The organism is Streptomyces sp. (assembly GCF_036566765.1).
GTDB lineage: Bacteria > Actinomycetota > Actinomycetes > Streptomycetales > Streptomycetaceae > Streptomyces.
This window is the reverse complement of record NZ_DATCVQ010000638.1, coordinates 1-13,787: the sequence shown is the minus strand read 5'-3', so window position 1 is coordinate 13,787 and position 13,787 is coordinate 1. Positions and strand designations below refer to the sequence as shown.

The 13,787-nt window shown below is 71.5% G+C and carries 11 protein-coding genes; 9 read left to right on the top strand and 2 right to left on the bottom strand.

Going from position 1 to position 13,787, the window contains the following annotated elements:
• Positions 1-26: 26 nt before the first annotated feature.
• On the bottom strand, positions 27-1,631 hold the full coding sequence (locus VIU94_RS36990; protein ID WP_331918664.1) for an acyl-CoA carboxylase subunit beta: 1,605 nt from the start codon (positions 1,629-1,631) through the stop codon (positions 27-29).
• 134 nt (positions 1,632-1,765) lie between these two features.
• Here VIU94_RS36990 and VIU94_RS36985 point away from each other — a divergent pair, with 134 nt between their 5' ends.
• The 5 genes from VIU94_RS36985 (at position 1,766) to hutH (ending at position 7,921) form a co-directional block, all read left to right on the top strand.
• Positions 1,766-2,641, top strand: a complete 876-nt coding sequence (locus VIU94_RS36985; RefSeq protein ID WP_331918662.1) for a biotin--[acetyl-CoA-carboxylase] ligase — start codon at positions 1,766-1,768, stop codon at positions 2,639-2,641.
• 246 nt (positions 2,642-2,887) lie between these two features.
• Positions 2,888-4,027 (top strand): adenylate/guanylate cyclase domain-containing protein, encoded by a 1,140-nt coding sequence (locus VIU94_RS36980; protein WP_331918660.1) that lies wholly within the window; start codon positions 2,888-2,890, stop codon positions 4,025-4,027.
• A gap of 221 nt (positions 4,028-4,248) precedes the next feature.
• On the top strand, positions 4,249-5,061 hold the full coding sequence (locus VIU94_RS36975) for an enoyl-CoA hydratase/isomerase family protein (RefSeq protein ID WP_331918658.1): 813 nt from the start codon (positions 4,249-4,251) through the stop codon (positions 5,059-5,061).
• A gap of 102 nt (positions 5,062-5,163) precedes the next feature.
• On the top strand, positions 5,164-6,282 hold the full coding sequence (locus tag VIU94_RS36970; RefSeq protein ID WP_331918656.1) for a GGDEF domain-containing protein: 1,119 nt from the start codon (positions 5,164-5,166) through the stop codon (positions 6,280-6,282).
• Between the two features lie 97 nt (positions 6,283-6,379).
• Positions 6,380-7,921 carry a histidine ammonia-lyase gene (hutH, locus tag VIU94_RS36965; RefSeq protein ID WP_331918687.1) on the top strand — a complete coding sequence of 514 codons (1,542 nt, stop codon included), beginning with the start codon at positions 6,380-6,382 and terminating at the stop codon, positions 7,919-7,921.
• A 92-nt stretch (positions 7,922-8,013) separates the two neighbouring features.
• Here hutH and VIU94_RS36960 read toward each other — a convergent pair whose 3' ends face one another.
• A complete protein-coding gene (locus VIU94_RS36960) occupies positions 8,014-8,286 on the bottom strand; it encodes a hypothetical protein (RefSeq protein WP_331918654.1) in 273 nt (90 codons plus the stop codon).
• Positions 8,287-8,444: 158 nt separating this feature from the next.
• Between VIU94_RS36960 and VIU94_RS36955 the strand changes: the two genes are divergently transcribed.
• From VIU94_RS36955 to VIU94_RS36940, 4 genes are all read left to right on the top strand, one after another.
• The gene (locus tag VIU94_RS36955) at positions 8,445-8,753 is read left to right on the top strand and encodes a hypothetical protein (RefSeq protein ID WP_331918652.1); all 309 of its coding nucleotides are present in this window, start codon (positions 8,445-8,447) and stop codon (positions 8,751-8,753) included.
• Between the two features lie 233 nt (positions 8,754-8,986).
• Complete coding sequence (locus tag VIU94_RS36950; RefSeq protein ID WP_331918650.1) at positions 8,987-10,255, top strand: L,D-transpeptidase; 1,269 nt, start codon at positions 8,987-8,989, stop codon at positions 10,253-10,255.
• Positions 10,256-10,716: 461 nt separating this feature from the next.
• Positions 10,717-11,631 (top strand): C39 family peptidase, encoded by a 915-nt coding sequence (locus tag VIU94_RS36945; protein ID WP_331918648.1) that lies wholly within the window; start codon positions 10,717-10,719, stop codon positions 11,629-11,631.
• Position 11,632: 1 nt separating this feature from the next.
• Positions 11,633-12,904 carry a hypothetical protein gene (locus tag VIU94_RS36940; protein ID WP_331918646.1) on the top strand — a complete coding sequence of 424 codons (1,272 nt, stop codon included), beginning with the start codon at positions 11,633-11,635 and terminating at the stop codon, positions 12,902-12,904.
• Positions 12,905-13,787 lie beyond the last annotated feature (883 nt).

Sequence of the window (13,787 nt, the reverse complement as noted above, 5' to 3'; positions counted from 1 at the left end):
CCTTCCGTGCTGCTCGTGCGGGCGACCTAGAGCGGGATGTTGCCGTGCTTCTTCGGAGGCAGGGATTCCCGCTTCGTACGCAGCTGACGCAGCCCCTTGACGATCTGCGGGCGGGTCTCGGACGGCAGGATCACCCCGTCGATGTAGCCGCGCTCGGCGGCGACGTACGGGTTGAGGAGGGTGTCCTCGTACTCCTGGATCAGCCGGGTGCGGACCGCCTCGACGTCCTCGCCGTTCGCCTCCGCCTCGGCCAGGGTGCGGCGGTGCAGGATGTTGACCGCGCCCTGCGCGCCCATCACCGCGATCTGCGCGGTCGGCCAGGCCAGGTTCAGGTCCGCGCCCAGGTGCTTGGAGCCCATGACGTCGTACGCGCCGCCGAAGGCCTTGCGGGTGATGACCGTGATCAGCGGGACGGTGGCCTCGGCGTACGCGTAGATCAGCTTCGCGCCGCGCCGGATGATGCCGCCGTACTCCTGGTCCACGCCCGGCAGGAAGCCCGGCACGTCGACGAAGGTGATGACCGGGACGTTGAAGGCGTCGCAGGTGCGGACGAACCGCGCGGCCTTCTCGCTCGCGTTGATGTCCAGGCAGCCGGCGAACTGCATCGGCTGGTTGGCCACGATGCCGACCGGGAAGCCCTCGACCCGGCCGAAGCCGGTCAGGATGTTCGGCGCGAACAGCGCCTGCGTCTCCAGGAACTCGCCGTCGTCGAGGACGTGCTCGATGACCGCGTGCATGTCGTACGGCTGGTTCGCCGAGTCCGGGATCAGCGTGTCCAGCTCGCGGTCCTCGTCCGTCGCCTCGGTCTCGGCGACCTCCGGGAAGGCCGGCGGCTCGGACAGATTGTTCGAAGGCAGGTACGAGAGCAGCGACTTGACGTACTCGATCGCGTCCTTCTCGTCGCCCGACATGTGGTGCGCGACACCGGAGGTGGTGTTGTGCGTCCGCGCGCCGCCCAGCTCCTCGAAGCCGACGTCCTCGCCGGTCACCGTCTTGATGACGTCCGGTCCGGTGATGAACATGTGCGAGGTCTGGTCCACCATCACCGTGAAGTCGGTGATCGCGGGGGAGTACACCGCGCCGCCCGCGCAGGGGCCGACGATCAGCGAGATCTGCGGGATGACGCCCGAGGCGTGCGTGTTGCGGCGGAAGATCTCGCCGTACATGCCGAGGGCCATGACGCCCTCCTGGATCCGCGCGCCGCCCGAGTCGTTGATCCCGACCACCGGGCAGCCGGTCTTCAGCGCGAAGTCCATCACCTTCATGATCTTCTGGCCGAAGACCTCGCCGAGCGCGCCGCCGAAGACCGTGAAGTCCTGCGAGAACACCGCGACCGGCCGGCCGTCGACGGTGCCGTAGCCGGTCACCACGCCGTCGCCGTACGGCTTGTTCTTCTCCAGGCCGAAGTTGGTGGACCGGTGCCGGGCCAGCTCGTCCAGCTCGACGAAGGAGCCCTCGTCCAGGAGCAGGTCGATCCGCTCACGGGCGGTCAACTTCCCCTTCGCGTGCTGCTTCTCGACGGCGCGCTCGGACCCCGCGTGCGTGGCCTCGTCGATGCGGCGCTGCAGGTCCGCGATCTTTCCTGCGGTCGTGTGAATGTCGATCTCGTGGTGCGCTGCCGGCTCGGACATCGGGATGCGGCTCCCTGCCTGGTCACGGGGGGTTCGTTGACTACGAATGGGCTACTGCTGGCCTACTGACCCGTAGCGTAGTGGCGGGGATACGGTTCGGCAGTGCGGCGTTTGCCACACCTAGGCTGCCTTGCATGACGCCTCCCATTGGTTCAGGCGACGCGCCCGAAGGCGCGTCCGACGGACGCTGGTCCGACCTCGAACGACCGCCGCTCAACGGCCCCGCGCTCAGCCGTGGCCTGGTCACGCCCGGCGGCCTGTGGACCGCCCTCGACGTCGTGCCCACGACCGGCTCCACCAACTCCGATCTGGCCGCCCGGGCCGACGAGCTGCCCGAGGGCACGGTGCTCGTCGCCGAGGAGCAGACCTCGGGCCGCGGCCGCCTCGACCGCTCCTGGGTCGCGCCCGCGCGCTCCGGGCTGTTCGTCTCGGTGCTGCTCAAGCCGGGCGTGCCGGTGGAGCGCTGGGGCTGGCTGCCGCTGCTCACCGGAGTCGCGGCGGCGACCGGGCTGTCCCGCGCCGCAGGCACGGACCTCTCCCTCAAGTGGCCCAACGACCTGCTGGTGAAGGTCGGCGGCGAGGAGCGGAAGACCGGCGGGATCCTCGCGGAGCGGGCCGGGAAGGACGCGGTCGTCGTCGGGCTCGGCATCAACGTGACGCTGCGCGAGGACGAGCTGCCGGTGCCGGCCGCCGGTTCGCTGCTGCTCGCCGACGCGATCTCCACCGACCGGGACACGCTGCTGCGGGCCGTCCTGCGGTCCCTGGAGCAGTGGTACGGGGACTGGCGCACCGCCGGCGGCGACCCGGAGGCCTCCGGCCTGCGCGCCGCGTACGAGGCGAACTGCGCGACCCTCGGGCACCGGGTGCGGGCCGAGCTGCCCGGCGAGCGCCTCCTGGAGGGCGACGCGGTCCGCCTGGACGAGGACGGGCGGCTGGTCGTCGAGACGGAGGGCGGCGGCGTGGAGGCGGTCGGCGCGGGCGACATCGTGCACGTACGGGCGGAGTCTTAGTCCACGTACGGGCGGGGGCGCGGTCCTCGTACGGGCGGGGCGCGGTCCTCGTACGGGCGGCGCGCGGTCCTCGTACGGGCGGCGCCTTCGCGTCCCCGTGCCCGTCGCGGGCATGGGTTCTACCCGTCCGCGCGCATTCCCACGACGGGATACGGCGTGAGCCAGCACACACCTGTCGTATCGTGGAGCGCGATCCAGGCGACAGATCGGCAGGGCAGTGGGCAGGGAACGGGCAGGAGGCGGCCGGTGACCGTCGACGACGCGAATACGGGCGGCGGGGGCGGTCAGCCCACCCACCCCACCCCCCACCATGTCGTCGACCACACGGTTGAGCCGACCGACGACCCCCTGGCGATCCGCCTCGAACAGCTCATCCTGGGCGCGGACCGGCGCTACACGCCCTTCCAGGCGGCCCGTACCGCCGGCGTCTCCATGGAGCTCGCCTCGCGCTTCTGGCGGGCCATGGGCTTCGCCGACATCGGGCAGGCCAAGGCGCTCACCGAGGCCGACGTGCTGGCGCTGCGCCGGCTCGCCGGTCTCGTCGAGGCCGGGCTGCTGAGCGAGCCGATGGCCGTGCAGGTCGCCCGGTCCACCGGGCAGACCACCGCCCGGCTGGCCGAATGGCAGATCGACTCCTTCCTGGAGGGCCTGACCGAGCCGCCCGAGCCGGGGATGACCCGTACCGAGGTGACGTACCCGCTGGTCGAGCTGCTCCTGCCCGAGCTGGAGGAGTTCCTGGTCTACGTGTGGCGGCGGCAGCTCGCCGCGGCGACCGGTCGCGTCGTGCAGGCGGCGGACGACGAGGAGATGGTCGACCGGCGGCTCGCCGTCGGCTTCGCCGACCTCGTCGGCTTCACGCGGCTGACCCGCCGCCTGGAGGAGGAGGAGCTCGGCGAGCTGGTCGAGGCCTTCGAGACCACCTGCGCCGACCTCGTCGCCGCGCACGGCGGCCGGCTCATCAAGACCCTCGGCGACGAGGTGCTGTACTGCGCCGACGACGCCGGAACGGCCGCGGAGATCGCGCTGCGGCTGATCGAGACCCTGACCCCGGACGAGACGATGCCGGCGCTGCGCGTCGGCATCGCGTTCGGCACGGTGACGACCCGGATGGGCGACGTCTTCGGCACGACGGTCAACCTGGCCAGCCGGCTGACGTCGATAGCGCCGAAGGACACCGTCCTCGTCGACGGCGCGCTCGCCGAGGAGCTGACCCGGACCGGCGAGGCGCCGGTCTCGGAGACCCAGGCGGCGGAGGAGGCGGCCCGTGCGGAGAAGGAGGGCGAGGAGCCCCCGTCGTACCGCTTCGCGCTGCAGCCGATGTGGCAGCGGCCGGTGCGCGGCCTCGGCGTCGTGGAGCCCTGGCACCTGAGCCGCCGCCCGACCTAGGGCCTGCCTTCCGGATCAGGCCGGGCTCGCGACGCCCGGCACGCGCATCTGCCGCGTTGTCGTCAGTCGCCAGGGCTCCGCCATGGCTCCTTCCTCCGCCTTGCAGCTGCACGCACCGGACGCCGCTCCCTGATCCGGCCTGATCCGGAAGGCAGGCCCTAGGATCCCGGTGAACAGGTGAACCGTCGTTAACAGACGACGTCGACCGGGAGGGCGCCACCATGTCCGAGCAGTCCGAGCAGTCCGAGCAGCGTTTCGGTGAGTTCGTCGCCGTACGACGTGACGAGCGGGGGTACGTCGCCGAGCTCGTCCTCGACCGGCCCAAGGCGATGAACGCGGTCTCCTCAGAGATGGCCCGGTCCATCGGGGCGGCCTGCGACGCGCTCGCCGCCGACGCGTCGGTGCGGGTGACCGTGCTGACCTCGTCGAACGAGAAGGCGTTCTGCGTCGGCGCGGACCTGAAGGAGCGCAACTCCTTCACGGACGCCGAGCTGGTGCGCCAGCGGCCGACGGCCCGGGGCGCGTACACGGGCGTGCTCGATCTGCCGATGCCCACGATCGCCGCCGTGCACGGCTTCGCGCTGGGCGGCGGCTTCGAGCTGGCGCTGGCCTGCGACGTGATCGTGGCCGACGCGACCGCGGTGGTCGGGCTGCCTGAGGTCTCCGTGGGCGTCATCCCGGGCGGCGGCGGTACGCAGCTGCTGCCGCGCCGGGTGGGCGCGGCGCGGGCGGCGGAGCTGGTGTTCACCGCGCGCCGGGTCAAGGCCGTGGAGGCCCGCGAGCTGGGCCTCGTGGACGTCCTGGAGGAGGACGCGCGCGCCGCCGCGCTGGAGCTGGCCGGCCGGATCGCCGCGAACTCCCCGGTCGGCCTGCGGGCCGCGAAGCGCGCGATGCGCCTGGGCCAGGGCCTGGACCTGCGCGCCGGTCTGGAGGTCGAGGACGCGGCCTGGCGCTCGGTCGCCTTCTCCGGCGACCGCGCCGAGGGCGTTGCCGCCTTCAACGAGAAGCGGAAGCCGCAGTGGCCGGGTGAGTGAGCGGCGGACGTAGGCCCGCCCTGCTGGCGCGCGGGTGACGCTTCGTGATCTCTTGTGACGGCTCGCGAGGGAAAACGGGCGAAACCTCCCTAAGCTGGAGGAATGGGAGAGGATGTGCGGCTGCGGGCCGTAGTGGCGCTGGCTCAGGCGATGGCGGCGGCACACACCCCGCGGGAGTCCTGGCGGGCGGCGGCGCTCGGCGCCGTCGACGGCCTCGCCGGCAGCTTCGCCGCGGTGTCGGTGTGGGAACGGGACCATGGTCGCCTGAAGGTGCTGGTGAACGCGGGGGAGCGGGCCCGGGGCGAGGAGGAGTTCCCGGACTCCGAGACGTACCCCGTGCACGAGTTCCCCGAGATCACCGAGTTCCTGCACGAGCGCTGGGCCGGTGGCGGCGGGCCCGACGGCTGGGTCGAGACCGCCGCCGACGAGCCGCCGACCGGCCGGGTCCTGGGCCTTCGCCGGCGCGGGCGGGGCTGCTGCGTGGTGGCCCCGATCGTGCTGCACGGGCGCGCCTGGGGCGAGCTGTACGTGGCGCGCCCGGCCGGGGCCGAGGTCTTCGACCGGGACGACGCGGACTTCGCGACCGTGCTGTCCGCCGTGATCGCCGCCGGGATCGCGCAGGCCGAGCGCCTGGAGGAGGTCCGCAAGCTGGCCTTCACCGACCCGCTGACCGGCCTCGCGAACCGCAGGGCGGTCGACGCCCGGCTCGACGAGGCGGTCGAGCGGTACCGGGTGGACGGCACCGTGGTGAGCCTCCTCGTCTGCGACCTGAACGGCCTCAAGCGGGTCAACGACACGCACGGGCACGCCGTCGGAGACCGCCTGCTGGAACGGTTCGGCTCCGTCCTGTCGCGGTGCGGGGCCAGGCTGCCGGGCGCGCTGGCGGCCCGGCTCGGCGGCGACGAGTTCTGTCTGCTGACGGTCGGGCCCTCCGCCGACGAGGTGGTCCGGGTCGCCGACGAGCTGTGCGTACGGGCCGAGGAGCTGGAACTCGGGGAGGGCGTGGCCTGCGGGGTCGCGTCCACCGGCGACCCGATCGGTCCCCTGCGCTCGGCCCGCCGCCTGTTCCGGCTCGCGGACGCCGCGCAGTACCAGGCGAAGGCGGCCCGCTCGGTCAAGCCGGTGGTCGCCGGGCGGGACGGAACCGTCGTTCCGCTCGCCGACGCACCGCCCCCGCACCCCCGCGACCGCCGTCGATTCCGCGATGCCCCACCCATCTGACCTGCGGTGATGCAGGGAGTACGGCGAATGTAAGGGGTCGTCGGCAAGAGGGGTGGTGACATGTTGGGATTCAGTCCGTAGGCTGCTGAATATGGATATGCACTCAGTCGTGCTGGGGACGTCCGGCACCACCGCGCAGGACGTCATCGCCGTCGCCCGCCACGGCGCCCGCGTCGAGCTCTCGCCCGAAGCGCTGCAGGCGCTCGCCGCCGCCCGCGCCGTCGTCGACGCGCTCGCCGCCAAGCCCGAGCCGGTCTACGGCGTCTCGACGGGCTTCGGCGCGCTCGCCACCCGGCACATCAGCCAAGAGCTCCGCGCCCAGCTGCAGCGCAACATCGTCCGCTCGCACGCCGCCGGCATGGGCCCGCACGTCGAGCGCGAGGTGGTGCGCGCGCTGATGTTCCTGCGGCTCAAGACCGTCGCCTCCGGTCACACCGGCGTCCGCCCCGAGGTCGCCCAGACCATGGCCGACCTGCTCAACGCCGGCATCACCCCGGTCGTCCACGAGTACGGCTCCCTCGGCTGCTCCGGCGACCTCGCGCCGCTCTCCCACTGCGCCCTCGCGCTCATGGGCGAGGGCGACGCGGAGGGCCCGGACGGCACCGTGCGGCCCGCCGGCGAGCTGCTCGCCGAGCACGGCATCGCGCCCGTCGAGCTCCGCGAGAAGGAGGGCCTCGCCCTCCTCAACGGCACCGACGGCATGCTCGGCATGCTGGTCATGGCCCTCGACGACCTCGACGCCCTCTACAAGACCGCCGACATCACCGCGGCGCTCTCCCTGGAGGCCCTGCTCGGCACCGCCAAGGTCCTCCAGCCCGAGCTGCACGCCATCCGCCCGCACCCCGGCCAGGGCGCCTCCGCGGCCAACATGCTCGCCGTCCTCAGGGGCTCCGGCCTCACCGGCCACTTCCAGGCCGACGAGGCGCCGCGCGTCCAGGACGCGTACTCGATCCGCTGCGCCCCGCAGGTCGCCGGCGCCGGCCGCGACACCATGGCCCACGCCCGCCTCGTCGCCGAGCGCGAGCTCGCCGCCGCGGTCGACAACCCGGTCGTGCTGCCCGACGGCCGCGTCGAGTCCAACGGAAACTTCCACGGCGCCCCGGTCGCGTACGTCCTCGACTTCCTCGCGATCGCCGCCGCAGACCTCGGCTCCATCGCCGAGCGCCGCACCGACCGGCTCCTCGACAAGAACCGCTCGCACGGCCTCCCGCCGTTCCTCGCCGACGACGCCGGCGTCGACTCGGGCCTGATGATCGCCCAGTACACGCAGGCCGCCCTGGTCAGCGAGATGAAGCGGCTGGCCGTCCCGGCCTCCGCCGACTCCATCCCGTCCTCCGCGATGCAGGAGGACCACGTCTCGATGGGCTGGTCCGCCGCCCGCAAGCTGCGCACCGCGATCGGCAACCTCAACCGGATCCTCGCCGTCGAGCTGTACGCCGCCACCCGCGGCATCGAGCTGCGCCACGGCCTGACCCCGGCCCCCGCCTCGCAGGCCGCCATCGAGGCGCTGCGCGAGGCCGGCGTCCAGGGCCCCGGCCCCGACCGCTTCCTCGCCCCGGACCTGGAGGCGGCCGACGTCTTCGTCCGCAGCGGGAAGCTCGTCACGGCCGTCGAGACGGTGACGGGGCCGCTGGCGTAACCCGTCACGACCGCACACACGGCGAGGGCCGCCCCCGGGGTGATGGGGGCGGCCCTCGCCGTACGTCTCGTCCGGCGGCGGGTACGGGAGCCTCAGTACGCCCGGCCGCCGCGTCTCATCGCCAGCGTCACGAAACCCGCCCCGACCACGAGGAAGCCCGTGCCGCCCAGCAGGTACGGCGTCGTGTCCACGCCGGCGCCGGTGTCCGCGAGCCGCAGCTCCTGATCGCTCTGCGCCACGGCAGCGCTCTGCCGGGCTGTGCCCGGTTCCTCGCCGGTGGCGTTCGCGGACGGGACGAACCACAGCGCACACAGCAGCGAGCCAGCGGTGGCGGCGGTCAGCAGCGGTCGGCGAGCGACGGACACGGAAATTCGATCCCCCTTGCGGAAACCCCGAATTGGTGGCGTGCGCCGATGCTAATGAACACAGCGGGTCGCAGGAAAGCCGAGACCTCGGGGAGCTTACGCTCCGTCGTATGACGACTTCTGAGACATCACAGTTTGTACGGCTTCGGGTGGATCTGGTGCTCGAGGTCTCCGACGCGGAGACCCTGACCGCCGCCGCCCTGGAGCGGATCGCCACCGACGAGCACATGCCGGCGGAGGAGCGGACCTTCGCCGAGGAGGCGGTGCGGGAGGACGAGTCGGAGGCCCTCGCGTACCTGGTGGACCCCGTCGACCTGCTCGGCAGCCTGCCCGGGGTCGACCTCGCCCAGGCCTCGTGGAGCACCGAGCCCGTCGAGTACGACCCCGAGTCCATGGAGTGGGACATCGACGAGGAAGATGTGATCGAGGAAGACGACGAGGACGGCGATCAGGTCGTCCGGGCCTGACATCTAGGGCCTGGAAGGCCCCGGAGCGCCGTCCGCGAGACGGCGTCCCGGGGCCTTTTCCGTACGCGTGGAACCTTCGAGGAACCCTTCGTGGGACCTATGCGGTCCCAACGTGGAACCATTCGCTCCGCACGCGCGTCGATCAGTGGTGTTCCCCACAAACCCGACGGATTCGGAACCGATCGGGTTCTCATGGATGTCAGAACGAGTGTTGGCAGGGGTAAACGGCGACGATGGAGAAGCGTGTGATCACGGACGGCAAGCGGCGCAAGAAGGGCCTCGCGGCGGCCTCCGCACTGCTCGGCGGCGTGCTGGTGCTCTCGGCGTGCAGCGGCGGGGACGAGGGGGGCGCGTCGAGCGCGAAGACGCCCGGGTCGCAGGAGCAGGTCGACGAGGCGGCGGCGCAGAAGACGTCCAAGGCGCAGATATCGATCACGCCGAAGAACGGCGCGGTCAACGCGTCGATCAACAACGACGCCAAGGTGACCGTCAGCAGCGGCACGCTCACCCAGGTCACCATGACCACGGAGGACGGCAAGTCCGTCAAGGGTGAGATGTCCGCGGACGGCACGAGCTGGAAGCCCTCCGGGCCGCTGCAGCGCGCCACCGTCTACAAGATCGCCGCGACCGCGAAGGACGCGGACGGCCTTGAGGCGCACGAGAACTCCTCGTTCACCACCGTCTCCCAGGCCAACAGCTTCATCGGCAACTTCACGCCGGAGGACGGCTCCACGGTCGGCGTCGGCATGCCCGTCTCGATCCGGTTCAACAAGCCGATCACGGACAAGAAGGCCGTCCAGGGCGGCATCAAGGTCTCCTCCAGCGCGGGCCAGGAGGTCGTCGGCCACTGGTTCGACGGCCAGCGCCTCGACTTCCGCCCGGACCAGTACTGGACCGAGGGCTCGACGGTCACGCTGAAGCTGGACCTCGACGGCGTCGAGGGCGCGAAGGGCGTCTTCGGCGTCCAGCAGAAGACCGTCACCTTCAAGATCGGCCGCAACCAGGTCTCGACCGTCGACGTCACCACGAAGACGATGACGGTCACGCAGGACGGCAAGGTCGTCCGGACCATCCCGATCTCCGCCGGCTCCCCGGACAACCCGACGTACAACGGTCAGATGGTGATCTCCGAGAAGTTCAAGGAGACCCGGATGAACGGCGCGACGGTCGGCTTCACCGACGACGACGGCAAGGGCGAGTACGACATCAAGGACGTGCCGCACGCGATGCGCCTGTCCACCTCGGGCACGTTCATCCACGGCAACTACTGGGGCCCGGACTCGATCTTCGGCTCCTCCAACACCAGCCACGGCTGCGTGGGCCTGAACGACGTCAAGGGCGCGGGCGACCCGAACCAGGCCGCCGCGTGGTTCTACGACAACTCGATCGTCGGCGACGTCGTGATCGTCAAGAACTCCAAGGACAAGACGATCGACCCCAGCAACGGCCTCAACGGCTGGAACATGAGCTGGTCGGCATGGAAGGCGGGCTCGCAGGCCTGACGGCCGGCCCGGCACACGTCTGACGAACGGCGGCTCCCCTCTAGGCGAGGGGGGCCGCCGTTGGCGTATGTCGAGATCGGTCGGGCGACTGGTCGCTGGCGTATGTCGAGATCAGCCGGGCAACTGGACGGTACAGAGCGCGAGTTGGGCCCAGTGAGGATGGGTCCGGGCGGCCCACGGGGATGGGTCCGGGCGGCCCAGTGAGGATGGGTCCGGGCACCGCTGAGGATGGGTCCGGGCGGCCCGCTGAGGATGGGTCCGGCCCTGCGGCCATTGGGCCCTGAGGGCCGTTGTGGGGGCAGCGGGGCGCGAGTTGTATGGGTGGTGCTTCACGGGGGGACCCCGCCGCTCAATCCCACGCCGAGCGGCGGGGTTTGCAGCGGGCCGCGACCAGGCGGCCCGCACCCCTCCCCTGCCCTGCACACATTCGTGTTCTTGCGCTCGAGGAGTGGAATCCGATCATGCATTCGATCAAGAAACTGTCGCGACGCGGCCGCCGTACCGGCATCACCACCGGTGTCTGCGGCCTCGCCCTCGCCTCCGTCGCCGTGCTCGGCGCGCCCGCCGCGCACGCGGCGGACGCGCCCATCGGCGGGGTGACCGGCAACTACACCGGCGCCGACGTCACCGGTCCGGGGGCCGAGCCGCTCACCGCCCAGGCCAAGGAGAAGATCGCCCTGACGGAGGCGTGGTACGCGGCCGTCCAGGGCCACGGCGACCTCGCGTCCGTCCAGCGGCGGGAGTCCGCGTACCTGGCGAAGTACAAGCTCACCGACAAGCGCACCGTCCAGGCCCGGAGCGGCGAGTTCGCCGCCATGGCCGCGCCGACCTCCAAGACCCTGCGCCTGACCCACTACGGCCAGGCGAAGGGCTTCTACTGCGGTCCCGCGACCGGCGCCATGATGATCAAGATGAGCGACGGCGCCATCCGCAGCAAGTACAACCGCAATGCGTTCAGCCAGGCCAACCTGGCCAACAGCGCCCACATGAACACCCAGAACGCCGGCCGCACGGACTGGAGCAGCAAGCGGTTCGTCACCGGCATCAACCGCTGGCGCGGCGAGCCCTACTACGTGCAGGTCCCCAAGCCCAGCGCCACCCTCACCGTGAAGGCCCTCAGGCACGCCATCGGCACCAACAGCATGCCGGTCGCCGCGGACACGGTCGAGTTCGCCAACGGCCGCCACTACAACGGCCACCCGGTCAACAAGACCATCGGCCACTGGATCACGGCGTACGGCTACAGCTCCAGCGGCGGCACCGGCAAGTGGGCGGACCCGAGCACCACCGTGTGGTCGTCGGTCAACAAGACCTTCAGCTACAACACCGGCAATTTCGCCCGCTACTTCCTCCAGTCGAACGGAATCGCCTACTAGCATGCGCACACGGTCGGCAGTAACCCTTGTGGCTCTCCTCGTCGGCCTGGTCGCGTGCACGAGTGAGGGTGGCTCCCGCGACGACGCGGGGGCCACCCGTCCTCCCACCACGGCACCGACCACGCCCCCGGGCGGCGCCCTGCCGTTCGGCGTCTCCGCCGCCCTGGACACGCAGAAGGCCCAGGCGGCTGCTGCCGGCCGGCAGTACCGGCCGAGCTTCGTCTCGACGTCGAACGCCTCCGGCGGCCGCACCCTGACCGTCCTGGACGTCACGTCCGCGGGCGGCCTCGTCGCCGCCGCCAACCCGGCCCCGAAGACCGGGGACGGCGAGGTCGAGATCGGCCAGAGCGAGGTCGGGCTCCAGCGGGAGGCGGGGTTCGCCCCCTTCCCGCGCGCCCGGCAGAAGTGCTCGGACCAGCCGCGCCAGGCCGTGTACGCCGACGAGCGGGACGGCACCGTGACCTGGACGGAGTCCGCCAGCACGAACCTGTACGTCTTCGACTGGTGCGTCTTCGCGTACTCGCCGAAGACCCGGACGACCACGCTCCTCGGCAGCTCCGCGACCTTCGCGAAGGGCAAGGAGATGCCGGAGGCCCCCGGCACGTCGGCCCCGTCGCTCGGCAACGGGAAGGTCTACTGGGCGACGGCGTATCCGACGTCCGGGGAGCGGGAGTTCGGCGTGCGGATCGTGACGCGCCCGCTCTCCGGCGAGGGGGAGGTCGCGACGGTCGCGGAGGGCGGCAAGCTCCCGAGGGCGGCGGGCGACGCGGTGTACTACGTCCGCTCGGAGGACGTCGCTCCCGGGTTCCCCAAGGACCGCTACGAGATCCACCGGGTGGGGCCGGACGGCCGGGACACCGTCGTCACGTCGGGGCCTCTGGCGGCGGGGCGGCAGGTCTCGGCGCTCACGGTGTCGGGCAACCACGTGAGTTGGGTGGTCGCCGCGCCGGAGCAGGAGTCCGGCACGCTGTACTCCCTCGACACGACGACGAAGAAGGCCGTCACCTTCACCCTCGGCCACGCGGCCCCGCCGACGATGTTCCTGCGCTCCACCCCGCAGGTCCTCGCCTGGGGCAACGGCAGCGCGGCCGGCGACGCGGGCCAGTACGTGTACGACTTCGCACGGGGCCGCCTGTGGAGGCTGGGGACGGAGGACGGCTTCAGCGTCGTCTACGCGAAGGGCGACGTCCTTGCCTGGTCGAAGCTGCCGGAGGCGGCGGGGTCGGGCGCGGCGACGTTCCGAACGGCGAAGTGGAACGCCGGGACTACCTGACGGGGCCTTGGCGCACCGAAGAGCGTGAGATGCCGTCCCGGCATCTCACGCTCTTCGCGCCATGCCTGCACCATCCCTGACCAGCCGCGGACCCGATGTGCATTTGACCCGCTCGCCGCTTGGGAATCGTGGAGCTGCGCCCTTCGGCGCAGGGAGTGCCCTTCGGGCCCTTCATGATCTACGTCAAGGGCGACACCGCGAGGTTCCGCGCATAGGGCGGGGGCGGTGAGCCGGGCGATATGGGGAGCCTCGGACGAGATCGGCTCAGGGGCGCGCCGCGAAGCGGGGCTCCGGCCAGGTTGTGATCGGCTCGCCGGCCGAGGAGTAGATCTCCAGGAGGGATAGTTAGCCTCCTGCGTGAACACCATCGCGCCCGCGCCCTCCGGCTCCTCGTACCAGGCGTCCGCAGCAGGGTTGCTCGCGCCCGTGGCCGGCGGGACCGTGGTGCGGTCCACCGTCAGGTCGACCGTGGCGCAGCCGCAGCCGCGGCCGCAACCGCAGCAGCCAAGGCCCTCGACGCCGACCGGAAGTCACTCCCGTCCCTCCTCCTGGTCGCCAACGAACTCGACAAGGAGCTCCGCTCCCGCTACCCCCGCGAGACCGCCACCCGAGACTCCCACGAACGCATCTTGACCATCACACGCGGCGCGAGCACGCCAGAGCTTCCCTTCTGACTGCCGGCCCAGTTACGTCGGTGCCCCCCCAGACCGACGCCCGCGCCCCGACGGTGGGACACAGGCGTCTCTGGCGTGGCGGGTGTCAATATGCCTTTGTGCGGTTGAAGTCTGTGATGTTGAGCTTTGCGTCTTTGGTCCTGAGCGTCGTTGGGAATTCACCCGTTGCCGTCTGACCTGGTTGCACGTTGACCTCAAGCTGCGAGCCG

Bases quoted from the DNA above. Each gene is read 5' to 3' on its own strand.
- VIU94_RS36990 (WP_331918664.1), bottom strand. From the start codon at position 1,631: ATGTCCGAGCCGGCAGCGCACCACGAGATCGACATTCACACGACCGCA.
- VIU94_RS36985 (WP_331918662.1), top strand. From the start codon at position 1,766: ATGACGCCTCCCATTGGTTCAGGCGACGCGCCCGAAGGCGCGTCCGAC.
- VIU94_RS36975 (WP_331918658.1), top strand. From the start codon at position 4,249: ATGTCCGAGCAGTCCGAGCAGTCCGAGCAGCGTTTCGGTGAGTTCGTC.
- VIU94_RS36970 (WP_331918656.1), top strand. From the start codon at position 5,164: ATGGGAGAGGATGTGCGGCTGCGGGCCGTAGTGGCGCTGGCTCAGGCG.
- hutH (WP_331918687.1), top strand. From the start codon at position 6,380: ATGCACTCAGTCGTGCTGGGGACGTCCGGCACCACCGCGCAGGACGTC.
- VIU94_RS36950 (WP_331918650.1), top strand. From the start codon at position 8,987: ATGGAGAAGCGTGTGATCACGGACGGCAAGCGGCGCAAGAAGGGCCTC.
- VIU94_RS36945 (WP_331918648.1), top strand. From the start codon at position 10,717: ATGCATTCGATCAAGAAACTGTCGCGACGCGGCCGCCGTACCGGCATC.
- VIU94_RS36940 (WP_331918646.1), top strand. From the start codon at position 11,633: ATGCGCACACGGTCGGCAGTAACCCTTGTGGCTCTCCTCGTCGGCCTG.